The sequence below is a fragment of the Streptomyces sp. bgisy027 genome, from assembly GCF_057710365.1.
On the sequence record NZ_JBYIVZ010000026.1, the window covers coordinates 20665 to 43724 of the forward strand.

At 70.6% G+C, this 23060-nt stretch carries 20 protein-coding genes; 6 read left to right on the top strand and 14 right to left on the bottom strand.

All coding sequences use genetic code 11. The features are described from left to right. The first annotated feature begins 23 nt into the window (after positions 1 to 23). Both npdG and AC3ETA_RS25775 read left to right on the top strand, forming a co-directional pair. Positions 24 to 749, top strand: coding sequence for an NADPH-dependent F420 reductase (npdG, locus tag AC3ETA_RS25770; protein WP_432195275.1), 726 nt, complete (start codon positions 24 to 26; stop codon positions 747 to 749). Positions 750 to 802: 53 nt separating this feature from the next. Beyond that, positions 803 to 988, top strand: a complete 186-nt coding sequence (locus AC3ETA_RS25775) for a hypothetical protein (protein ID WP_432195276.1) — start codon at positions 803 to 805, stop codon at positions 986 to 988. Between the two features lies 1 nt (position 989). Here the strand turns inward: AC3ETA_RS25775 and AC3ETA_RS25780 are convergent, their stop codons facing one another. Together AC3ETA_RS25780 and AC3ETA_RS25785 are read right to left on the bottom strand one after the other, a co-directional pair. Continuing rightward, positions 990 to 1787: a site-2 protease family protein gene (locus AC3ETA_RS25780; RefSeq protein ID WP_432195277.1), complete on the bottom strand. Its 798-nt coding sequence runs from the start codon at positions 1785 to 1787 to the stop codon at positions 990 to 992. Beyond that, positions 1784 to 3331, bottom strand: a complete 1548-nt coding sequence (locus AC3ETA_RS25785) for a recombinase family protein (protein WP_432195278.1) — start codon at positions 3329 to 3331, stop codon at positions 1784 to 1786. The genes AC3ETA_RS25780 and AC3ETA_RS25785 overlap by 4 nt, the downstream gene beginning before the upstream one ends. 121 nt (positions 3332 to 3452) lie before the next feature. Here AC3ETA_RS25785 and AC3ETA_RS25790 point away from each other — a divergent pair, with 121 nt between their 5' ends. Further along, a complete protein-coding gene (locus AC3ETA_RS25790) occupies positions 3453 to 6893 on the top strand; it encodes an AfsR/SARP family transcriptional regulator (protein ID WP_432195279.1) in 3441 nt (1146 codons plus the stop codon). Here the strand turns inward: AC3ETA_RS25790 and AC3ETA_RS25795 are convergent. The 6 genes from AC3ETA_RS25795 to AC3ETA_RS25820 form a co-directional block, all read right to left on the bottom strand. Continuing rightward, positions 6850 to 7671, bottom strand: coding sequence for an ABC transporter permease (locus AC3ETA_RS25795; RefSeq protein ID WP_432195280.1), 822 nt, complete (start codon positions 7669 to 7671; stop codon positions 6850 to 6852). The genes AC3ETA_RS25790 and AC3ETA_RS25795 overlap by 44 nt on opposite strands. Then, positions 7668 to 8693, bottom strand: coding sequence for an ATP-binding cassette domain-containing protein (locus tag AC3ETA_RS25800; protein WP_432195281.1), 1026 nt, complete (start codon positions 8691 to 8693; stop codon positions 7668 to 7670). Before AC3ETA_RS25800 ends, AC3ETA_RS25795 begins: the two co-directional genes overlap by 4 nt. A 200-nt stretch (positions 8694 to 8893) precedes the next feature. After that, positions 8894 to 10117, bottom strand: a complete 1224-nt coding sequence (locus tag AC3ETA_RS25805; RefSeq protein WP_432195282.1) for an MFS transporter — start codon at positions 10115 to 10117, stop codon at positions 8894 to 8896. A 146-nt stretch (positions 10118 to 10263) separates the two neighbouring features. Beyond that, positions 10264 to 11316, bottom strand: coding sequence for an endonuclease/exonuclease/phosphatase family protein (locus tag AC3ETA_RS25810; protein WP_432195283.1), 1053 nt, complete (start codon positions 11314 to 11316; stop codon positions 10264 to 10266). 188 nt (positions 11317 to 11504) lie between these two features. Then, positions 11505 to 12134: a TetR/AcrR family transcriptional regulator gene (locus AC3ETA_RS25815; RefSeq protein ID WP_432195284.1), complete on the bottom strand. Its 630-nt coding sequence runs from the start codon at positions 12132 to 12134 to the stop codon at positions 11505 to 11507. Positions 12135 to 12217: 83 nt separating this feature from the next. Beyond that, positions 12218 to 13804, bottom strand: a complete 1587-nt coding sequence (locus tag AC3ETA_RS25820) for an MFS transporter (protein WP_432195285.1) — start codon at positions 13802 to 13804, stop codon at positions 12218 to 12220. A 181-nt stretch (positions 13805 to 13985) separates the two neighbouring features. Between AC3ETA_RS25820 and panB the strand changes: the two genes are divergently transcribed. Further along, positions 13986 to 14861, top strand: coding sequence for a 3-methyl-2-oxobutanoate hydroxymethyltransferase (gene panB, locus AC3ETA_RS25825; RefSeq protein WP_432195286.1), 876 nt, complete (start codon positions 13986 to 13988; stop codon positions 14859 to 14861). Between the two features lie 112 nt (positions 14862 to 14973). Here the strand turns inward: panB and AC3ETA_RS25830 are convergent, their stop codons facing one another. The 3 genes from AC3ETA_RS25830 to AC3ETA_RS25840 form a co-directional block, all read right to left on the bottom strand. Then, entirely contained in the window at positions 14974 to 16914 is a 1941-nt protein-coding gene (locus AC3ETA_RS25830) for a S53 family peptidase (RefSeq protein ID WP_432195287.1), read from the bottom strand. A gap of 202 nt (positions 16915 to 17116) precedes the next feature. Then, entirely contained in the window at positions 17117 to 17743 is a 627-nt protein-coding gene (locus AC3ETA_RS25835; RefSeq protein ID WP_432195288.1) for a DUF305 domain-containing protein, read from the bottom strand. Then, the gene (locus AC3ETA_RS25840; protein ID WP_432195289.1) at positions 17740 to 18423 is read right to left on the bottom strand and encodes a thioredoxin-like domain-containing protein; all 684 of its coding nucleotides are present in this window, start codon (positions 18421 to 18423) and stop codon (positions 17740 to 17742) included. The genes AC3ETA_RS25835 and AC3ETA_RS25840 overlap by 4 nt, the downstream gene beginning before the upstream one ends. Positions 18424 to 18615: 192 nt before the next feature. On the opposite strand from AC3ETA_RS25840, the gene AC3ETA_RS25845 reads away from it, so the two are divergent. Then, the gene (locus tag AC3ETA_RS25845; RefSeq protein WP_432195290.1) at positions 18616 to 19050 is read left to right on the top strand and encodes an Rrf2 family transcriptional regulator; all 435 of its coding nucleotides are present in this window, start codon (positions 18616 to 18618) and stop codon (positions 19048 to 19050) included. Between the two features lie 45 nt (positions 19051 to 19095). On the opposite strand, the gene AC3ETA_RS25850 is transcribed toward AC3ETA_RS25845, so the two are convergent. Beyond that, positions 19096 to 20286 carry a globin domain-containing protein gene (locus AC3ETA_RS25850; RefSeq protein WP_432195291.1) on the bottom strand — a complete coding sequence of 397 codons (1191 nt, stop codon included), beginning with the start codon at positions 20284 to 20286 and terminating at the stop codon, positions 19096 to 19098. Positions 20287 to 20610: 324 nt separating this feature from the next. Between AC3ETA_RS25850 and AC3ETA_RS25855 the strand changes: the two genes are divergently transcribed. After that, entirely contained in the window at positions 20611 to 21972 is a 1362-nt protein-coding gene (locus AC3ETA_RS25855) for a glutamine synthetase family protein (protein WP_432195292.1), read from the top strand. 90 nt (positions 21973 to 22062) lie between these two features. On the opposite strand, the gene AC3ETA_RS25860 is transcribed toward AC3ETA_RS25855, so the two are convergent. Both AC3ETA_RS25860 and AC3ETA_RS25865 read right to left on the bottom strand, forming a co-directional pair. Further along, the gene (locus AC3ETA_RS25860) at positions 22063 to 22506 is read right to left on the bottom strand and encodes a VOC family protein (RefSeq protein ID WP_432195293.1); all 444 of its coding nucleotides are present in this window, start codon (positions 22504 to 22506) and stop codon (positions 22063 to 22065) included. Next, on the bottom strand, positions 22506 to 23033 hold the full coding sequence (locus tag AC3ETA_RS25865) for a pyridoxamine 5'-phosphate oxidase family protein (RefSeq protein WP_432195294.1): 528 nt from the start codon (positions 23031 to 23033) through the stop codon (positions 22506 to 22508). The genes AC3ETA_RS25860 and AC3ETA_RS25865 overlap by 1 nt, the downstream gene beginning before the upstream one ends. Positions 23034 to 23060 lie beyond the last annotated feature (27 nt).

A 23060-nucleotide genomic window follows, 5' to 3' on the forward strand; every position in this document is an offset into this window, starting at 1 on the left:
CGGGACGGACGTAAAGTCGGCCCATGACCTCTACCGACAGTGCACAGCAGCCCGCCGACGCGCCCGCGAAGGCCCCGGCCAAGGACCCCTGGGACCTCCCGGACGTCTCCGGGCTCGTCGTCGGCGTGCTCGGCGGGACCGGGCCGCAGGGCAAGGGCCTGGCCTACCGGCTCGCCCGGGCCGGCCAGAAGGTGATCATCGGCTCGCGGGCCGCCGAGCGCGCCCGGGCCGCCGCCGAGGAACTCGGGCACGGCATCGAGGGCGCCGACAACGCCGAGTGCGCGCGGCGCAGCGACATCGTGATCGTCGCCGTGCCGTGGGAGGGCCACGGCAAGACTCTGGAAGCGCTGCGCGAGGACCTCGTCGGCAAGCTGGTCGTCGACTGCGTCAACCCGCTCGGCTTCGACAAGAAGGGCGCCTACGCCCTCAAGCCGGAGGAGGGCAGTGCCGCCGAGCAGGCCGCCGCCCTGCTGCCGGACTCCCGGGTGACGGCCGCCTTCCACCATCTGTCGGCGGTCCTGCTGGAGGACCCGGAGATCGACGAGATCGACACCGACGTCATGGTGCTCGGCGAGGTCCGCGCCGACGTGGAGATCGTCCAGGCGCTGGCCGGCCGGATCCCCGGGATGCGCGGCGTCTTCGCGGGGCGGCTGCGGGGCGCCCACCAGGTGGAGGCGCTGGTCGCGAACCTGATCTCGGTGAACCGCCGCTACAAGGCGCACGCGGGGCTCCGCGTCACGGACGTATGAGCTCATGGGGGACACTGTCCGGGTAGCAGTGTCCCCCGAAGGAGCCGAGTGAAATGCCCCGCCTTGGTGTCTATGCCCTGATCGTCTGTGTGCTGGCCGTGGTCGCGGCCGTGGTCTCCTTCGCGCAGGGCAGCTGGCTGGGGATCGTGTGGGTGCTGCTCGCGGGGCTGTCGTCGAACATGACCTGGTACTACTTCAGGCGTGCCAGGGACGAGCGGCGCGGCTCCGCCACCGGCTGAGTCAGCCGGCGACCGAGCAGAGCTCGTTCGAGTCCCGCCAGAAGCGGAACAGGTCGTAGCCGCAGTAGGTGTCGAAGTCGCTGATGCCGAGGCCGCGCAGGACGGCGTCGATCATGTCGAAGAACGCGCTGTTGACCGACGGCACCCACAGCAGCGCGAACACGAACAGCAGGCCGAACGGGGCGAACGGCTCCACCTGGCGCTTGACGTCGTACGACAGCCAGGGCTCGATCACGCCGTAGCCGTCCAGGCCCGGAATCGGCAGGAAGTTCAGGATCGCGGCCGTGACCTGGAGCAGCGCGAGGAAGGCGAGCGCGAAGCGGAAGTCCCGCGGCACGCCGTCGAGCGCGTCCAGCCAGAACGGGGCGGTGCACACGACGGCGAACAGCACGTTCGTCAGCGGGCCCGCCGCCGAGATCAGGCTGTGCCGCCAGCGCCCCCGGATCCGGCCGCGCTCGATGAAGACGGCACCACCCGGCAGACCGATGCCGCCCATGATCACGAAGATCACCGGGAGCACGATGCTGAGCAGCGCGTGCGTGTAGGCGAGAGGATTCAGGCTCAGGTAACCCTTCGTGCCGACAGTGATGTCGCCCGCGTGCAGCGCTGTGCGGGCGTGCGCGTACTCGTGCAGGCACAGAGAGACCACCCAGGCCAGAGTGACGAAGAGGAAGACGGCAAGCCCTGGCGGCGATGCGAAGCCCGTCCACACCGCCCACCCGGTGACCCCTGTGACAGCGGTGATCCCGAGGAAGACAGGGCTGATCCTCTGGTCACTTCGGCGAATGGTCGTGGTCATGGGCGGGGCTCCTGGTCCGTGGCGGCCGATCCGGAGGGGGTATTCGACCGTGATGGTGAACGTGAGGACAACGCTTCGCGAGGCCGTGAGTCCCCGGGAGAGGCGGTCGGAGTGCCTGCCCGCCCGTCGTGGGATCTCGACTGTGCCAGGGATTTGGCATGCCGTTCCCGGAAGTCTTCAGGGATCTCCAGGACATGGCCACCGCGTTCTGCGGGGTGACACCTGACCGTGATGCCCGCGCGGATCAGATCCTTGCCGATCTCTGTGAGCTCCATGCTCCGCCACCGTTCGGCGAAGGTCGTTCCGACCGGCACGAACTGCCAGTGATCCTCGTGGACATCGAATGGTGGATGCTTCAGCTCCCCGCTGGTCTTGGCTCGTTGGACGTATTCACGGCGGGTGACGGGTGTGGCTCCGACTGCGCGGACCAGCATGCCCAGCACAGGGGTGATGATCTCCTCCTCGGGGCGGAACACATACCCGGGGCATGCCGGGGAGCCGACGCGTGAAAGGCAGCGGATCCTTTCGGTGACCCGGTAGGTCCCGTCCTTGCGTCGTTTCCTGGTCGTATGCAGCTGAAGGTTCTTGCCGCAGCCGCCACACTTGATCACATTGAGGAGTGGGGTCCTGGGGTCTGCGGAACGCCGGAGGATCGGGGAGGCGGAATCGGTCAGTGTGTCCTGAAGGCGGTCGAAGGTCTCCTGGTCCAGCACACCTTCGGCCATGCGGACGGGAAGGCCGTCCTGATCGTGAACCAGGACGCGCTGCTTGTATTTCTTGCCGGGAACGTCCTCACTGCGTGTCTTTTGGCCCAGCAGGGTGGGGGAGGTGAGGATTCCCTTCAGCGTGCGGGGGTACCAGACGAAGTCCTTCCCCGACTTGTTGCGCTGATACGTGTCCGCGGGTGAAGGCACGCCCCGTTCTTCGAAGTCCCGGCAGATGGCGTTGACGGGTTCACCATCGATGACGCGCCGAGCGGCTTCACGGACGATATCCGCCGTTGTCGGATTGATCTCCAGGTAACGGGCGCCGTCCTTCGCGTAAGTGCGATAGCCGAAGGGTGGTGAACTGCCGCCCCACCGCGCGGATGTGAGGAGGTGCGCGCGTGATGAGGCGACCCGCTCGGCGGCGGCGTGGGCCTCCATCTGGGCGAAGGTGGCGATCATGGTGGCCATCGCCTTGCCTGTCGCGCTCGTGAGATCGAACGGCTCGGTGGCGGACACCAGCCCCTTCTCTCCGTGCCTCTCGGCCCACGTGATCATTTGGTGCAGGTCACTGACGCGCCGAACGAAGCGATCGAGCCGCCAGAAAACGATGACGTCGAACTCAGGGGCGCGATCGTCGAGCCACCGGGACAGTCCCGGACGTTTCCACGGCGGCACCGCAGTGGCGGACACAGAGAGGTCCCTGGCAACGCCGACGACATCCCACCCGCGCCGCTCACAGAAGGACTTGCACTCTGCGATCTGCCGCTCAGGGCTGGTCGTCGATTCGGTCCGGACGGCCAGCCGGACGGTGATGAGGGCCCGCGGAGGTCTTCCCATGGAACCGGAGGTTAGCGTAACCGTATCTAAGCTCCTTAGAGTTCTCTGACTTATCCCTCTGGTCTCCGACTCTCTGCAGGGCGAGGTATGCCTGGGCCGGCGGGGTTGCGAGAATGCCCCCGTGCGCTATTGCGTCCTCGGTACGACCCAGGCACTCCGCCCCGACGGCACGACCGTTCCGATCGGCGGGGCAAGGCTGCGCGCCCTTCTCACCGTGCTGGCTCTGCGGGGCGGTCGGAGTGTGCCCGCAGGGCTGCTGGTGAACGAGGTGTGGGATGGTGATCCGCCCACCGACGCGCACGGTGCGCTGCAGGCGCTGGTGGGCCGGCTCCGCCGGGCGCTCGGCGCGGACGCGGTTGCCTCGGTCGAAGGGGGATACCGGCTCGTGGCTGCCCCCGACGACATCGACCTGCACCATTTCGAGCGGCTGGTCGGCGAGGGCCTGCGTGCTCTGGCCGACGGCGACCCCGCCAAGGCGGCCGGCGCCCTCGACGACGCTCTCGCCCTGTGGCGCGGCCCCGCCCTCGCCGACCTCCCCGACCGCACCGCCGAGGCGGCCCGCCAGGAGACCCGCCGCCTCGACGCCCTGCGCGCCCGGCACGCCGCCGCCCTCGCCCTCGGTCACGCCGATCAGTCCCTGCCCGAGCTGACCGCCTTGTGCGACACCCATCCGCTCGACGAACCCCTCCAGGCCCTGCGTCTGCGCGCCCTGCGCGACACGGGCCGTACTGCGGAGGCACTTGCGGCCTACGAGGGCGTACGCGACCTTCTGGCGGACCGGCTCGGCTCGGACCCGGGACCGGAACTGCGGTCCCTGCACGGGGAGCTGCTCCGGCCGACGCAGGACGCGTACCGAGGAGGGACCGGTTCGCGTACGCGCGGTGCCATCGCCTACGAATCGGTACACGCCGCTCGCATCCGTCACGACATCGACACCGGAGCAGTGGCTCACGACCCGGGGCCCGCCGACACGGACATGCCCGCACCACCTCCACCCACCGGCAACCTCCGCGCCCGCCTCACCTCCTTCGTCGGTCGCGAGAGCGACATCGATGCCCTTCGTGGCGACCTCACCGCCGCCCGGCTGGTCACCCTGCTCGGCCCCGGCGGTGCCGGGAAGACACGGCTGTCGCAGGAGGCCGCCGAGCGCGTGCGGGACGGGGCGCCGGACGGGGTGTGGCTGGCCGAGCTCGCGCCGGTCGACGATCCCGGGGCCGTGCCGGAGGCCGTGCTCACCGCCGTGGGCGCCCGCGAGACCGTGCTGTACGGCGCCGGCGCCGAGGCCATGCGGGCCGGATCCGACCGGTCCGACGACCCCGTCGAGCGGCTCGCCGAGCACTGCGGCAAACGCCGGATGCTGCTGATCCTCGACAACTGCGAGCATGTCGTCGAGGCCGCCGCCCGCCTGGTGGAGGAGCTGCTGGAGCGCTGTCCGGGGCTGACCGTCATGGCCACCAGCCGCGAACCCCTGGGCGTACCGGGGGAGTTGCTGCGCCCCGTGGACCCGTTGCCCGAGCCGGTCGCGCTGCGGCTGCTCGCCGACCGGGGATCCGCGGCGCGGCCGGGGTTCCGGATCGAGGACGACCCGGAGGGCTGCGCGGAGATCTGCCGGCGGCTCGACGGTCTGCCCCTCGCCATCGAACTCGCCGCCGCCCGCCTGCGCATGCTCACGCCCCGCCAGATCGCCGACCGCCTCGACGACCGCTTTCGGCTGCTCACCTCCGGCAGCCGTACCGTCCTGCCCCGCCAGCAGACGCTGCGGGCCGTCGTCGACTGGTCCTGGGAGCTGCTCGACGAGGACGAACGCGAGGTGCTGCGGCGGCTGTCGGTCTTCGCGGGCGGCTGCGACCTCACCGCCGCCGAGGCCGTGTGCGGGCCGTCCGCCCTGGAGGCGCTCGGCTCCCTCGTCGACAAGTCGCTGGTCGTGGCCGCTCCCTCGGGCGACGGCGAGATGCGCTACCGGCTCCTGGAGACCGTCGCCGAGTACGCCGGTGAACGGCTCGACGAGGCCGGGCAGCGCGCGCAGGCCGGGCGCGCGCATCTGACGTACTACCGCGAACTCGCCCGCACCACCGACCCGCTGCTGCGCGGCCCCGGCCAGCTCGCCGCCGTCGAGCGGCTGGAGCGCGAGTACGAGAACCTGCGCACCGCCCTGCGCCACGCCGTCACCGGCCGCGAGGAGCAGGAGGCGCTGTGCATGATCCTGTCCCTGGCCTGGTACTGGCAGCTGCGCGATCTGAAGATCGAGGCCCGCAACTGGTCCCGGGAGGTCATGGTCCTCGGCCCCGACCCGTTCCCCGCGACCCCCCGCCCCGCCGCCTCCGTGTGGGAGCGCTGCACCGACAGCCCGCCGCCGTGGACCGGGGAGGTCCTCGCCGAGGCCCGGCGCGGTCTGCATCTGGTGCATCTCGCCTGCATGGACACCGAGCTGGACGCCTGGCAGTCCCCCGAGGCGCAGACGAAGCTGCGGTCCATCGCCGCCACCTACGAGCCCGGCCAGCCACAGACCTGCCGCGTCCCCGGCATGCTCTGGTTCTTCGCCGTGATGCTCTCCGGGGACGTGCCGCGGCTGCGCACGGTCGTCGACGCCACCGTCCGCACCTCCCGCGAGACACCCGGCTACGAGTGGGAGCTCGCCTCCGGCCTGCAGTGGCGGGCCAACCTGTACGCCAACCGCAGCGACTGGGCGGGCGACGCGACCCGGGACGCCGAGGAGTCGCTGGAGATCTTCCGGCGGCTCGGCGACCTGTGGGGCACCGCCGAGGCGTTCTCCGCGCGGGCCGAGGCCTACGAACGCAAGGGCCGGCACGACCTGGCGGCCGAGGACTACCGGGCGGCGATCGAGATCGCCGAGCGCCTCGGCGCCCGCGCCCAGCAGTCGGTCCTCAAGGCCCGGCTCGGCAGCGCGCTGATGGAGACCGGCGAGCCCGAGCAGGGCGAACTGCTGCTGCGCGAGGTGATCGCGGGCCAGGAGGGCGCGGCCAACGAGGCGATGCCCGCCGCGCGGCTCTTCCTCGCCGGGTGGCTCGCCATGACCGGCCGGACCACCGAGTCGCGTGAGCAGATCCGGCTGCTGCGCGAGCAGTTCAAGATCGCACACTTCGTCATCTTCGACGGCTTCATCCTCGGCATGGAGGCGTTCGTGGAGGTCGCCGACGACTGCTACGAGGCCGGCCTGGCCAAGATCCGCCTCGCCCTGGAGCGGGCGGAGGAGCCGCTGTCGCAGGCCATCGCCCCGCACATGCCCGCGATGTACCTGCACGTCGCCGCGGTCGCCATGGCCGGCGCCGACGGCGGGAGCCGCGCCCGCGACGGGGCCCGCTGCCTCGCCGCCGGCGACGCGCTGCTGCCGCACAACCACGCCCCGACGACCGTGGAGCGCGAGACCCGCGCCAGGGCCACGAAGGTGCTGCGCGCCGCACTCGGCGAGGAGGCGTTCGAGGCGGCGTACGCGGAAGGCGGCGGACTCTCCCCCCAGGAGGCCGCCGCCCTCGTCCGACCCGTCCGCGAGGACGACGTCAGCTCTTCGTACGGAACTTGTGGATCGCGACCGGCGCCATGACCGCCGTGATCGCCACCGACCAGCCGAGCGTCACCCACAGGTCGTGCGCGACGGGCCCGCCCACCATCAGGCCGCGCGAGGCGTCCGCGAGGGTGGACAGCGGGTTGTAGTCGGTGAAGCGCTGGAGCCAGCCCGGCATCGAGTCCGTCGGCGCGAAGATCGACGAGCCGAACTGCAGCGGGAACAGCACCAGGAAGCCCATCGCCTGCACGGACTGCGCGCTCTTCATGATCACGCCGAGGGTGAGGAACACCCACATGATCGACGAGGCGAACGCCGTGGACAGGGCCACGGTCGCGAACAGGCCGGGCCAGCTGGCGATGTCGAAGCCGACCAGGACGGCGACGATCATCAGTACGGCGGTGGCGAACAGCATCCGCAGCAGTTCCACGGAGATCTTCGCGAAGAGCACCGAGCCGCGCCCGATGGGCAGGGACCGGAAACGGTCCATGACACCGGAGTTGAAGTCCTGGCTGAAGCCGGTGCCGACGCCCTGGGAGAGCGTCATGCTCATCATCGCGATCATGCCGGGGATCACGTACTGCACGTACTGGTCCTGGCCGCCGCCCAGAGCCTGCCCGATCGAGCCGCCGAAGACGAACACGAACAGCAGGGTGAAGATGACCGGCATCAGCAGCGCGTCGGCCATCGACTCCGGGTCCTGCCGGATCCACAGCAGGTTGCGGCGCACGAGCGCGCCGGTGTGCCGCAGGTGCCCGCGCAGCGGGATGCGCGCGTCGCCCTTGATGTCGGCGTGGGTCATGGTGGTGGCGCTCATACGGCGACCTCCTCGCGGTCGTCGGTGGGCACGGTGTCCTGCGGGGCACTGGCGCGGTGGCCGGTGAGGGACAGGAACACCTCGTCGAGGCTGGGCAGTTCGGTGGTGATGGAGGCGAGCGTGACGCCTCGGGAGGTGATGGCGCCGACGACGGCCGTCAGCTGCTCGTCGCTGAGGATCGGGACCAGCAGGCTGCCGCCCGTGGTGTCCACGGTGGTGGCGGCCAGCCCGGTGATGCCGAGGTCGTCGAGGTACCCGGCGAGCGGGCGCAGCTGGAGCGGGTCGACCGGGCGGACCCGGAGCGTGCGCCCGCCCACCTTCGCCTTGAGCTCCTCGATGCCGCCGCCGGCGACGACCTTGCCGCGGTCGACGACGGTCAGCTCGGTGGCGAGCTGCTCGGCCTCCTCCATGTACTGCGTGGTCAGCAGCACGGTCACCCCGTCCCCGACCATGGCCTTGACCTCGTCCCACACCTCGTTGCGGGTGCGTGGGTCGAGCCCTGTCGTCGGCTCGTCGAGGAACAGCACGGCCGGCCGGCCGATCATGGAGGCGGCCAGGTCGAGCCGGCGCCGCATCCCGCCGGAGTAGGTGGAGGCCGGCCGCTTGGCCGCCTCCGTCAGCGAGAACCGCTCCAGCAGTTCGTCGGCACGTGTGCGGGCCTCCTTGCGCGGGAGGTCGAGCAGCCGCCCGATCAGATACAGGTTCTCCCACCCCGGGAGCTTCTCGTCCACGGAGGCGTACTGCCCGGTCAGCCCGATCACGCGGCGCAGCTGCCGCGGCTGGCGCACGACGTCGTACCCGACGACGGTGGCCTGCCCGGCGTCCGGCGCCAGCAGCGTCGACAGGATCCGCACCAGGGTGGTCTTGCCCGCCCCGTTCGGTCCCAGCACCCCCATGACGGTGCCCTCACGTACTTCCAGGTCCACACCGTCCAGAGCCTTGGTCTCGCCGTAGTGCTTGACCAACCCCCGCACGGAGACGGCGCTGGCCGCGCCGCCCGGCTTCATGTCGATTCGCGTCATGGCAACGACAGTGCCAGTCGCCACCGACAAACCACCGACAGCCCACCGACAGACAGCCAAGAGACCTGAGAACAACGCCCCCGAGGGCCCCGCAGGAGCCCAAAAGGGGCGCGGGGAACCGCGCGACCAGCCACGACGGCGCGGCACCCGACCGACGGCTCACCGTGCCACATCCGTAGTCGCGCCCTACCCGGACGACCTCAGCGCTGAACCGTTTCGGCCGGCCGCGGAACCCGCCCGGCAACCACCCGCTCCCGCCCGGAGGACTCAACACCGCGCCGCCGGTCCACGGCATACGCCGCACCGGCCACGCCGAGCCCCAGCACCGCCAGCACCGCCCCCGCCAGCGCCGGGGACGTCACCCCGAAGCCCGCCGCGAGGGCCAGCCCGCCGATCCAGGCGCCGCCGGCATTCGCGAGGTTGAAGGCCGCCTGGTTGGCCGAGGACGCCAGCGACGGGGCCGACGCCGCCTTCTCCATCACCATCAGGTTCAGCGGCGAGCCGGTCACGAACGCCGCCATGCCGAGCAGGGCCACAGCCAGGGCCGCAGTCCACGCCGTGGACATCAGCAGCGGGAACAGCGCCAGGACCGCCGCCAGCGAGATCAGACCCGCGAACAGCGTGCCTCGCATCGCGTGGTCCGCCAGCCGCCCGCCCAGCAGGTTGCCGGCGGTCGCACCCACACCGAACAGCGCCAGCAGCAGCGTGACACTGCTGTCGGCGTACCCGGCGGCGTCCGTCAGCATCGGCGTGACATAGCTGTACGCGGCGAAGAGCGCCCCGAAGCCCGCGACCGTCGTGCCGAGCGCCAGCCACACCGGCACCGAGCGCAGCGCCGCCAGCTCGCCGCGCAGCCCGGCGGGCGGCGCCGCGCTCTGCTGCGCGCGCGGGATCAGCAGCGCCAGCGACGCCATCGCCGCCAGACCGATCGCGCTCACGCCGAGGAACGTGGCCCGCCAGCCCAGGTGCTGCCCCATGAGGGTGCCCGCGGGCACGCCCGCGATGTTGGCCACCGTCAGGCCCAGGAACATCAGCGACACGGAGCGGGCCTTGCGCTCCGGCGCGACCATGCTCGTCGCCACGACCGCGCCGACGCCGAAGAAGGCGCCGTGCGGCAGGCCGCTCAGGAACCGGGCGGCCACCAGCCAGTCGTAGTCAGGCGCGAACGCCGACAGGGCGTTGCCCGCGACGAACAGGGCCATCAGGCCGATCAGCACGGTGCGGCGCGGCATCCGTGCCGTGACCGCGGCGAGCAGCGGGGCGCCGATGACGACGCCGAGGGCGTAGGCCGAGACCAGATGCCCGGCGGTGGGGATCGAGATGTCCAGGTCGTCCGCGACTTCGGGCAGCAGGCCCATCATCACGAACTCGGTCGTACCGATACCGAACGCGCCCACGGCGAGGGCGAGCAGGGCCAGGGGCATGGAGTGCCTTTGCCTTTCGGGGTGTCGAGAGCGGTGTTCCACGACTTCGTATGTTCAAGTACGGAACAAAGTCTCTCAGGCGCAGTATTCCGGGAGATGACAGCCCGGTTGCGCACAGCCGTCCAGACGGCGCTGACCTGGGATTCTCAGGACGCGGATGTGTCGACCTTCACACGCGCGGCGATCGGTAGATGGTCGCTGCCCGTCTCCGGCAGCGTCCACGAGCTCATCGGCTCGATGCCCTTCACCATGATCTGGTCGATCCGCGCCATCGGGAACGAGGCCGGCCAGCTGAATCCCATCCCGCTGCCCGAGGCGCCCTGCGTGGAACGCATCTGGGCGGTGATGGCCCGCAGCGCGCGGTCGTTCATCGTGCCGTTCAGGTCGCCGAGCAGGACGACTTTCTGAAGCGGCTCGTCGACGATGGCCTCGCCCAGCGCGTCGGCGCTCTTGTCGCGCTGCCGGGCGGTGAACCCGGCCTCCATCTTCACGCGTACCGAGGGCAGATGGGCCACGTACACCGCGACCTGCCCGGCCGGCGTGGTCACCGCGGCCCGCATGGCGCGGGTCCATCCCAGCTGGATGTCGACGGACCGGACGCCGTTCAGCGGGTACTTGCTCCACAGCCCGACCGTGCCCTGCACCGAGTGGTACTTGTACGTCGACGCCAGCGCCTTCTCGTACGTCGGCACCGCGTCGGCCGTCAGCTCCTCCAGCGCCACGACGTCCGCGCCGGACGCGGCCACGTCCTGGGCGGTGCCTGCGGGATCGGTGTTGTCGGCGTTGACGTTGTGCGTGGCCACCGTCAGATCGCCGCCGGAGCCGGTCTTGTCGCTGAGCTGGCCGCCGAAGAGATTCAGCCAGACGATCGCCGGGAGCAGCACCGCGATCAGCGCGGTCGCCGACTTGCGCACCAGGCCCAGCAGCACGAGTACCGGGATGAGCAGGCCCAGCCAGGGCAGAAACGTCTCGGTCAGGGAGCCGAGGTTGCCGATGGCGTTCGGGATCCGCGCGTGCAGCCCCATGACCAGGGCGAGGACCACCGCGACGGCGGCCAGCAAGATCCCGCGCCGCCAGATGCGCGGGTCGCCGCGCCAGCCCGAGACCAGGCGTCCTGGCAGGCGCCGGAGCCCGGATTCCCGGCGGCCGGGCTCCGAGCCGCCGCTGTCCGTCTCCGTCACGTACGCCTGCTGCGCCATACCGTCGCCTCACTACCTGCCGTGCACACCGTCGTCCCCCCGCGCCCAAAGAAACCCTAGGGGATGATCGGCTCCGTTCATGCCGTACTCATGACGGCCGTACGGGGGCGAGGACGTACAAGTCGGCTCGCCGAGTTCCAGTGACCGGCGGGGAAAGCGCGCTCTGTGACGAAACGCGCACATGCGTACTACGGAGTGCGCGAACTGACGGGCCGTAGACCTTCGAGCACGGCGTCGACCATCTGCTCCGACAGCCCTTCGGGCAGGTCGGCGTCCGGGCGCATGACGGCACGCACCAGCATCGGGCCGAAGATCATGTCGTTCATCACGTCGACGTCGATGTCCGTGCGCAGTTCGCCGCCCTCCTGCCCGCGGCGCAGGATCGCGTGCTGTGTCCTGCGCCGCGGCTCGACCACGATCGAGTGGTAGGCGTCCCAGATCTTCGGGCTGCGCTTCATCTGGGCGATGACGTTGTGCAGGAGCACCGACGAACGGGTCATCAGGCCGCGCCTGCGCAACTGCTCCAGCAGCGTCACGAGATCGTCGCGCACCGAGGTGCCGGGCAGTTCGGGGTCCGGGGGCTCGGCGGCGCGCACGACGTCGACGAAGAGCTCCTCCTTGCCGTTCCAGCGGCGGTAGATGGTGGCCTTGCCGACGCCGGCGGTGCGGGCGATGCGCTCGATGGACAGCTCCGCGAGCGGCACGCCCTCCTCCAGCAGTCTGATGACGCCCTCGATGATGGACCGCTCCACGGCCTCGCTGCGGGGGCGGCCCAGGCCGGGGCCGCCCGGCCGGGGATGACTGTCGGCGAGGCTCACTTGCTCGGTCCTTTCCGTGGGCTGTGCTGATTGTCCCCCGGGTACGGCACCGTGGCGCGCGCCGGCCGCATGAGCGCGTTGCGCTACTCCGAGGCCACCAACTCCTGCTCCTCCTCGCTCTTCTGGGCGGCGGCGGGCCGCCCCGGCAGGAACAGCGCCACGACCACCGCGCCGAGCACCGCGATCCCGGCGCCCCACAGCGCCGTGATGTGCATGGCGTGCAGGAACGCGTCGTGCGCCGGGCCGATGAGCGCCTCGCCGCGCGGGCCGAGCCGGTCGGCGACGCCGAGCGTGGCCTCGATGGACTCGCCCGCGGTGTGCCGCAGGCCCTCCGGCAGCGCCGTGAGCCGGTCCTCGATGTCGCCCCGGTACGCCGTCGACAGGACCGAGCCGAGGACGGCGATGCCGAGGGCGCCGCCGACCTGGCGGAAGGTGTTGCTCAGTGCGGAGGCGGAACCGGCCTTCTCGCGGGGCAGGGCCTGCATGATGACGACGCTGATGGGCGTCATGATGTGGGCCATGGCGGCGCCCATGAGGAAGAACACGACCTCCAGCAGCCAGATCGGCGTGTCCGCCTCGAAGGTCGCGAACGCGGCCAGCGTGAGCGCGATCAGGAGCATGGCGCCGGTCGTCGTGGCCCGGTTGCCGAACCGGTCGACCAGCAGCCGGGCGCGCGGTGCGAAGATCATCTGCGCGGCGGCCAGCGGCAGCATCAGCAGACCGGTCTCCAGCGGCGAGTAGCCGCGCACGCTCTGGGTGTAGAAGACCGAGAAGAAGGTCACGCCCATCAGCGCGAAGAAGACCAGCGCGATGACGCCGATCGCGGCCGAGAAGACCTTGTTGCGGAAGTAGGTGATGTCGATGGACGGATGGTCGCTGCGCTTCTCGAACACAACGAAGGCGGCGAGCACGGCGAGACCGGCGGCGATCGTCGTGAGGACCGTCACGTCGGTGAAGTCGGCGAGCTGGCCGCCCTTGATGATGCCGTAGACGAGCAGGACCAGGCCGACGACGGAGAGCACCACGCCGACGGGGTCGATCCGGCCGGGGTTCGGGTCGCGCGAGTCCGGGACCAGCCACAGCATCAGCCCGAGGGCGAGCAGCACGATCGGCACGTTGATGAGGAAGACCGAGCCCCACCAGAAGTGGTCGAGCAGTACACCGCCGGTGATGGGGCCGATGGCGATGGCGAGTCCGACGCCGCCGGCCCAGATGCCGATGGCCTTGGGCTGCTCGTCCCGCTCGAAGACGTTCATCAGCACGGCGAGGGTGGCCGGCATGACGAAGGCCGCGCCGAGGCCCATCACCGCGCGGAAGGCGATCAGCTCACCGGGGGAGCCGGAGAACGCGGCGAGCGCGGAGCCGATGCCGAACACGGCGAGTCCGCCGAGCAGCACCTTCTTGCGGCCGAGCCGGTCGCCCAGGATGCCCGCGCTGAACAGCAGGCCCGCGAAGACGAGGGTGTAGGCGTTGATCGCCCACTCCAGCTCGCTCTGCGTGGCGCCGAGGCCGGTGGGCGCGGGGGTCGAGATGGTCTTGATGGCGACGTTCAGGATGGAGTTGTCCAGCACGACGATCAGCAGGCTGAGCATCAGCACGCCGAGGATTGCCCAGCGGCGCCGGTGCACCGCTTCGGGTATGCGGGTTGCTGGAGCGGCGGGAGAAGTCATGCGCTCGAAGCTACCTTATTTACGATACGGAACCGTCTCGTATCTTAATTTCTTACCGAGAACTTACGCGGGGGTGGAACTCACACGAGGGGGCCTGGCCCCGACTGGCACGAGGTGCCACCATGGAGAGGATCCGGGGACGCCGTCAGGGCGCCTCGAGATGACAGAAGGAGCCGTTGCAATGACGCAGCTTTCGGCTGCCCAGACGCCTCAGGCGAAGACCTCCGACGGCAGCAAGGCGCTGTACGGGGGCAAGGGCACGCGGCGCATCACTGTTCGGGACATCGCCCTCGCCAAGGAGCGAGGTGAGAAGTGGCCCATGCTCACCGCCTACGACGCGATGACCGCGTCCGTCTTCGACGAGGCCGGCATCCCGGTCATGCTCGTCGGCGACTCGGCGGGCAACTGCCACCTCGGCTACGAGACCACCGTGCCCGTGACGCTCGACGAGATGACCATGCTCTCGGCGGCCGTCGTACGCGGCACCTCACGCGCCCTCATCGTCGGCGACCTGCCCTTCGGCTCGTACCAGGAGGGCCCGGTGCAGGCGCTGCGCTCGGCGACCCGGCTGGTCAAGGAGGCCGGCGTCGGCGCGGTCAAGCTGGAGGGCGGCGAGCGCTCGCACCGCCAGATCGAGCTGCTCGTCGAGTCCGGCATCCCGGTGATGGCGCACATCGGCCTGACCCCGCAGTCCGTCAACGCCATGGGCTACCGCGTCCAGGGCCGCGGCGAGGAGGCGGCCCAGCAGCTGCTGCGCGACGCCAAGGCGGTCCAGGACGCGGGCGCGTTCGCGGTCGTCCTGGAGCTGGTCCCGGCGGAGCTGGCGGCCGAGGTGACGCGCGTCCTGCACATCCCGACCGTCGGCATCGGCGCCGGCCCGGAGACCGACGCACAGGTCCTGGTATGGACGGACATGATGGGCCTGACCGGCGGCCGCGTCCCCAAGTTCGTCAAGCAGTACGCCGACCTGCGCCGGGCCATGGGCGACGCGGCGAAGGCGTTCGCGGACGACGTCGTGGGCGGCACGTTCCCGCTGGAAGAGCACTCCGTCCACTGAGCCGGACCTTCCGGCACCTCTGAGCTCGGTCCGCCGCCACCCCTGAACCACTGCGGCACCAAGCGCCCCGCCGATCTTCCCCCGTCGGCGGGGCGCCTCCTTCTGCCGGTGATCAGCGGCGCCTGTACGACTCCACATAGCCGCCCGCGGGCGTGCCCACGCCCGTCACGTCGTCGTAGCCCTTCACGGCGCTCAGCGAACTGTCCTTGCCGAGGCTGCGGACGGACGTGCTCAGGCCGCCCGTCGCGTCATGGCCGTTGACGAAGTCGACGCGGGCCACCGCGAGTGACGAGCCCGTCGGGTTGTCCGTGACGTCGTGGTACGCCTTCGAGCCGTACCGCGCGTAGATCGCGGGGTTGGCGAAGCCGAGAGGCTTGCCGGCCGCCTCCTGCGCGAGGGCCTGCACGGCCGCGACGACCGGCGCGGCCAGCGAGGTGCCGCCGAGGCGGTACTCGTCGTAGGCCTGCGTCCTGCCGTCCGGCAGGGTCTGCGTCTGGCCCACCAGGAACCCGGTGTTCGGGTCGGCGATCGCCGCGATGTCCGGCACCACCCGGTTGCCGTCGGCGCTGTTGGCCTTCGCCAGCGCGGGCGGGACGACGCCCTGCTGGTAGTAGGGCTCGGCGACCGTCCTGCTGGTGCCGCCGCCCGCGCCCGAGGTGAACGCGCCCGGGAAGCCGGTCCAGCTCTTCCCGTCGGCCGAGAGGGTCGCCTTCTGCGTGCCCCAGCCGGTCTCCCACAGGTACTTCTCGCCCTTGCCGACCGCCAGCGAGGTGCCGCCGACCGCCGTCACCCAGGCCGAACTCGCCGGGATGTCCGTCTGCTTGGTGCCGCTGGCGGCCACCTCGTCGCCGTCGTCGCCGGAGGAGTAGTAGAAGCCGATGCCCTCCACCGCGCCGAACTGGAAGACCTGGTCGTAGGCGGCCGCCAGGTCCGGGGTCTGCGCGTCCTCGGTCTCGCCCCAGGAGTTGGAGACGATGTCGGCGAGATGGTTGTCGACGATCTTGCTCAGCGAGTCGAGCAGGTCCTCGTCGTAACAGGAGGCGGCGCCCACGTACGTGATCTGCGCACCCGGCGCGACCGCGTGCGCGGACTCGACGTCCAGGGTCTCCTCGCCGTACCAGCCGGCCGCCGAGCACTCCTTGGTCCGTGTGTACTTCGCGGGCAGGACCTGCCGCAGCTGACCGGTGCTCCAGGCCGCGTCCCCGTTGCGCTTGGCGTAGGTGGCCGCGTCGAAGGCGATGGTCGGGGAGGCGTACGCGTCGGTGATGGCGATGCGCACGCCCTTGCCCGTGCGCTTGCCCGCGCCGTACGCGGCGCGCAGCTGCTTGCCGGTGTAGCCCTTCACGGCGTACGGGACCTTCGTGCCGTACGCGTCCGGCAGCGTCTTCGCCACGTTCGAGCCGTGGTACGTCGAGAACGGCCCGGCGTTGCGGAACACCGTCTCCGGCGGCGGGAGCTGGTCCCGGTGGCTCGCCAGGTGCGGCGCGTCGTCGAGGCCGGTGACGGTCAGGACCGCGTCCTTCACGGCATCCGGCACCGAGGCCGCGGTCGCCGGGGCACGGTAGGTCCGGGCGCCCTTGGTGTAGTCGTGCAGCTGGGTGCCGAACGCCTTCTCCGCGGCGGCCACATCGCCGCCGACGGCGACATAGTGCCGCGTGACGCCCGTGACCTTCAGCCCGGCGGCCCTCAACCAGCTCTTGACGGCGCCCACTTGGGCCTTCGTCGCGCCGAAGCGGGCCTGCGCCTGCCCGGCGCTCAGATACTTGCCGTAGGACTCCGAGGCCGGGTCCGACACGGCCTTCGCGTACGCGGCGAGGCCGGCCGCGTCGCGGCCCGCGAGGTAGACACGCGCGGAGACCCGCGCGCTGTCCGAGGTCGCGCCCTTGTCCGCCCGGGCCGTGGCCCACGCGGGCTTGGTGCCGGCGAGCCGGTCGCGGCCCGGGGCGTCGGCGGCGTGCGCCGCCGGTATGCCGATGGCCAGCGCGCCGGTGAGGAGAGGCAGTGTCGCCGCCAGACTCACCGAGGTGCGCAGCGCGGCACGTCGAGATCTCATGGAACCCCCTGTGCGATTCGTGTGCGAGTGGATCACCCGACGGTGGCCACTTAAGCGACGAACCGTTCACGCCAGGGGAATGCGCGGCTCAAGAAGGTCCCAACTAACGCAATGACAAGGCCATTTCAGCAGCTGTGAGCGAGGCTTCGCGGCAGCTGGGTGCGAGGCTTCAGAGGCAGCTAGGAGCGCGGCTTCGAGGCAGCTAGGAGCGCGGCTTCGCGTCCCGCTCCTTCAGCATGTCCGCCATCAGCTCGATCTCCGACCGCTGTCCGTCCACCATGCCCTGCGCGAGCCGCTTCTCCACGCCGACCGCGCACCTGTCGACACAGCCCTCGGCCATGTGGATGCCGCCCTTGTGATGCTCCGTCATCAGCTGCAGATAGAAGACCTCCGCCTGCCTGCCGCTGAGGCCCTGGAGCTTCTTCATCTCCGCGTTCGTCGCCATGCCCGGCATCAGGGATCCGTCCCCGGCGGAGGGCATGTCACCCATGCCCATCCAGCTCATCGGAGGCTTCGACGACACCTTCGGCAGCTCCCACAGATCCAGCCACCCCAGCAGCATCCCGCGCTGGTTGGCCTGCGTCTGCGCGATGTCGTACGCCAGCAGCCGCACGTCCTTGTCGTCCGTGCGGTCGCGCACGATGTACGACATCTCCACGGCCTGCTGGTGGTGCACCGCCATGTCCCGGGCGAACCCGGCGTCCGCGGAGTCCGCGGCCGGCGTACCGCTGGATCCGCCGCCGTCCTGGGCGACGGCGTAGGTGAGCGCGCCGACCGCGACGAGCAGTGCCGCCGCGGCCCCCGCGATCCAACCGACGTGCTGCTTCACTCCGACCTACCGCCCGTGCACGCCGCGCCCGGCTCGGGCGTCTGCTTGCCCTGGACGTAGGTCTCGAAGAACTTGCCGACGTTCGGGTCCTGCGCGCCGGTCACCGTGCGCTGCACGCCCCACGCGGTCAGCACGATCGGATCCTGCTGGCCGTCGTCCGGGCTCATCAGCGTGTACGGCGTCGCCTTCACCTTCGCCGCCAGCGCCTCGACGTCGGCCTTGGGCGCCTTGGAGTTGTACGTCACCCACACGGCGCCGTGCTCCAACGAGTGCACGGCGTTCATGTTGTTGACGGCCTTGGTGTAGACGTCGCCGTTGCAGTTCATCCAGACCCGGTCGTGGTCGCCGCCGACCGGGGGCTCCACCGGGTACTTCACGGTGGTGGTGACGTGGTTGCGGCCCAGCGTCCCCTTCCAGGACTTCAGACCGTCCTCGTCCGCGACGAGCTTGCCCGCGGTCTTGGTCTTGTCGTCCTTCTTGTCCATGCCGTCGTTCGCCTCGGCCTTGTCGGCCTGGGACTGCACGACGAAGACACCGCCGACGACGAGGCCCGCGACCACCACGCCGCTGGCCACTATCGTCAGGATCCGGTTGCGCCGCTCACGGGCACGCTCGGCGCGCCGCATCTCCTCTATGCGCGCCTTGCGCGCCGCGTTGCTCTGGTTCTTGGCGGAGCCCATGAGGTCATGTCCTTCGGGGGGAAAGGGACGGTCGGGTCCGCTGATCGTAATGGGGAAGGAGTGACCTCTCGTAGAGAGGTGACAGGGAAAGGCCGGAACGGGGCGACCCGGTCCACCGGCGGCAGCCCGGCGGCTCCGCGGCCCGGCGGCCATATTTTGAACCGCGGATGCGCATTATCTACGCTTCTTCGCATGCGGCTGTTGCGCTCCACCGATCTGGCACTGCGCCTCCTGATGCGGCTCGCCGTCCTCGGGGACGCCACGCCGACGACCCGTGAGATCGCGGCGGACATGGAGGTGCCGTACACCCATGCCGCGAAGGTCGTCGCCGAGCTCCAGCACATGGGCCTCGTCGACGCCCGCCGGGGCCGCGGCGGCGGGCTCTGGCTCAGAGACAGGGGCCGTACGGCCTCGGTCGGCGCGATCGTGCGCGCCTTCGAGGGGGAGGGCGACGTCGTCGAGTGCGAGGGCGACCACCCCTGCCCGCTCAACTCCGCGTGCCGGCTGCGCGGCGCGCTGCGGCGGGCCCAGGAGGCGTTCTTCGCCTCGCTGGACCCGCTGACGGTGGCCGACGTGACCGCGGACCCGACAGGGCCGCTGCTGCTCCAGATCGGCCGGGCGCCTTAGCCCCGGTGCGGTTTCCCGGCCGCGTGCCCTGCGCCCCCTGCGGCCTCAGGCCGCCCGGGCCAGCCAGAGGTCCGGCCCGAACACCTCGTAGTGGATGTCGGCCGGTGCCACGCCCCGGTCGATCAGCTGCGTGCGCACCGCCCGCATGAAGGGCAGCGGGCCGCATAGGTACGCGCGCGTGCCCCGCGGTACGTCGACGCCGGTGAGGTCGACCAGGCCGGTGCGGTGGGCCGCCTCGGCGCCGTCCTCGTACCAGAAGCGGACCGACGCGTCCGCCAGCTTCCCGGCGTACGCCTCGTGGTCCGCGCGCAGCGCGTGCTCGGCGGGGGAGCGGTCACCGTGCACGACCAGCACCGGACCCTCGTGCCCCTGGTCCGCGAGCTGGCCCAGCATGGCGACCATCGGCGTCACACCGATGCCGGCGGAGGCGAGGAACAGCGGCGCGTCGGCCGCGAGGTCGGTGAGCACGAGATCGCCGTACGGCGCCGACAGCCGCAGCCGGTCACCGGCCGCCACGCGCGCGTGGAGGTGGTTGGAGACCTCGCCGTCGGGCCCCGCCTCGCCGTGCACCCGCTTCACGCTGAACTGGCGGACCGGTGAGCCGGGCGCGGCGGAGAGGCTGTACTGGCGTATCTGCCGGGCCCCGTCCGCCAGCTCCACCTGGACCGATACGTACTGCCCGGCCCGGAAGCCGGGTACCGGGCCGCCGTCGGCCGGGCGCAGCCGGAAGGTGGCGACGTCGGCGGTCTCCTCGACGCGCTCGACGACCTCCCACTCCCGCCACTCGTGCCCGCCCTGCTCCTCGTACAGCCGCTTCTCGATCGCGATCAGCGCGTTCGCCATCAGCCAGTAGACCTCGTCCCAGGCGGCCGCGACCTCGGGCGTGACGGCCTCGCCGAGCACGTCGGCGATGGCGGTGAAGAGGTGCTCGTGGACGATCTCGTACTGCTCCGCCGTGACGCCCAGGGAGGCGTGCTTGTGGGCGATCCGGCTCAGCATCGCGTCGGGCCGCTCGTCGGGGCGGGCCACCAGGTGCGTCGCGAAGGCGGCGATCGACCCCGCGAGCGCCTGGCGCTGGGTGCCGGCCGCCTGGTTGCCGCGGTTGAACAGGTCGCGCAGCAGCTCGGGGCGGGCGGCGAACATCCCGGCGTAGAAGCGCTCGGTGATCTCGCCGATGGCCGCGCCGACGACGGGAAGGGTGGCGCGGACGGTGGCGGCGGACTGCTCGGACAGCATCAGGTCTCCTCAGGCTCGGTCGGGTGCCGTGCCTCCATTAAAACTTGCATCCAAGATGCAAATTAAAGCGGGGTGGGTCCTGGGGGGCCGGGCATTACGAATGGGGGTGCGAGCAGGCAAGATGGGCGGCGGAGCAGTACACCGGCATACCGGGGCCGTGACGGGACACCTGTCGTAGGCCGGACGTTCGACCCGGGGTCGCCCCGGCGATCAAGGTCCGCAACGCGCCTGAAACGGTGTTGTGGTGTGATGCTCAGGTGCCCGACCGCCTCCTGCGGGACACGGAGACAGGCGGCCTGACCAGCAAGGATGGGGAAGCGGAAGATGGACAAGCAGCAGGAGTTCGTGCTCCGGACGTTGGAGGAGCGCGACATCCGTTTCGTACGCCTGTGGTTCACGGACGTGCTGGGCTTCCTCAAGTCCGTGGCCGTGGCCCCTGCCGAACTGGAGCAGGCCTTCGACGAGGGCATCGGCTTCGACGGCTCGGCGATCGAGGGCTTCGCCCGTGTATACGAGTCGGACATGATCGCCAAGCCGGATCCGTCGACGTTCCAGATCCTGCCCTGGCGCGCCGAGGCCCCCGGCACGGCCCGCATGTTCTGCGACATCCTCATGCCGGACGGCTCCCCGTCCTTCGCGGACCCGAGGTACGTGCTGAAGCGCGCCCTGGCCCGCACCTCCGACCTGGGCTTCACCTTCTACACCCACCCGGAGATCGAGTTCTTCCTGCTGAAGGACCGCCCGCTCGACGGCACGCGCCCCACCCCGGCCGACAACTCCGGCTACTTCGACCACACCCCGCAGAACATCGGCATGGACTTCCGCCGCCAGGCGATCACCATGCTGGAGTCCATGGGCATCTCGGTCGAGTTCTCCCACCACGAGGGCGCGCCGGGCCAGCAGGAGATCGACCTGCGCTACGCCGACGCGCTCTCCACGGCCGACAACATCATGACGTTCCGCCTGGTCATGAAGCAGGTGGCGCTGGAGCAGGGCGTGCAGGCGACGTTCATGCCGAAGCCGTTCTCCGAGCACCCGGGCTCCGGCATGCACACCCACCTGTCCCTCTTCGAGGGCGACCGCAACGCGTTCTACGAGTCGGGCTCCGAGTACCAGCTCTCCAAGGTCGGCCGCTCCTTCATCGCGGGCCTGCTGCGGCACGCGGCGGAGCTCTCGGCCGTCACCAACCAGTGGGTGAACTCCTACAAGCGCATCTGGGGCGGCTCGGAGCGCACGGCCGGCGCCGGCGGCGAGGCCCCCTCCTACATCTGCTGGGGCCACAACAACCGCAGCGCCCTGGTCCGCGTCCCGATGTACAAGCCCGGCAAGACCGGCTCCGCGCGCGTGGAGGTCCGCTCCATCGACTCCGGCGCCAACCCGTACCTGGCGTACGCCGTCCTGCTCGCGGCGGGCCTGAAGGGCATCGAGGAGGGCTACGAGCTCCCGCCGGGCGCCGAGGACGACGTCTGGGCCCTGTCCAACGCCGAACGCCGCGCCATGGGCATCGAGCCCCTGCCCCAGAACCTCGGCGAGGCCCTCACCCTCATGGAGAACAGCGACCTGGTCGCCGAGACCCTGGGCGAGCACGTCTTCGACTTCTTCCTGCGCAACAAGCGGCAGGAGTGGGAGGAGTACCGCTCGGAGGTCACCGCCTTCGAACTGAGGAAGAACCTGCCGGTTCTTTAGGGCCTGATCGCCGAAGGGGTGCGGGTCGCAGGGCGAGTGCGGCCCGTCCCTGGGCCGGTCGCGCAGTTCCCCGCGCCCCTTCGAGGCCGGCTAGCTCGACGCCTGCTTCGACAGGTGCTCGTGCAGCGGCTCCGTGGCCCGGCGGCGGTACTCCTGGATCGACCAGCCGTTGCCGTCCGGGTCGGTGAAGTACATGAAGGTGGCGCCGTCGTCGGGGGAGTACTGGACCGGCTCGGAGATGTCCAGGCCGCGTTCGGTCAGTTCGGCACGGGCCGCCTTGATGTCGGCCACGCACAGCTGGAGGCCCTGGTAGGAGCCGGGCTCCGGCTTGGTCTCGCCCTTGGTCATGTCCCAGATGCTGTCGCCGAGGGCGATCGAACAGCCGGAACCCGGTGGGGTCAGCTGGACGATGCGCATGCCCGGCATGACCTCCTGGTCGATGTCGACGTGGAAGCCGACCTTGTCCCGGTAGAAGTCGCGGGCCCGGTCGATGTCGCTCACGGGCAGCGGGATCACTTCGAGGGTGAAGTCCATCAGTGGTGGTCCTCCCTGGTGAATCGCCAGCGGGTCTGGCTGAACGGCTCACCCTTACCGAAGCCGAAAACCGTACGCGGCGCCACCGAAAAGACGTAGGCGTGCCCCGATCCGTGGCGGAATGCGCCGTTCCGCACCTCGAAGTGCCAGAAAGGCCCGTATTTCGTCTGCCACGCCACCGCCAGCTCGTGCAGCCGGGCGTCGTCGGTGATCCGTTCCGCGACCCCCTCCACCACCAGGTCGTAGCCCTCGTTCCAGAGGTTCGTGCCGGTCGTCAGCACCAGATTCGGGTTCTCCTCAAGGTTGCGCGCCTTGCGTTCCTCGGGGCCCGTGCAGAAGTGCAGCGCGCCCCGCGACCACACCGCCGGCAGCGGGGTCACATGCGGACGCCCGTCCGGCCGTACCGTCGAGATCCAGAACAGCTCGGCCTCGGACAGCAGCTTCTCCGCCTCGGACCAGGGGGTCGCCGTGGCCTTCTCGTCGCTGTAACGCGCGTCCAGTCGGGTCTGTGGTTGGTTGTCGGACATCGGGCGCCCTCCAGATGTGTCGCCGGA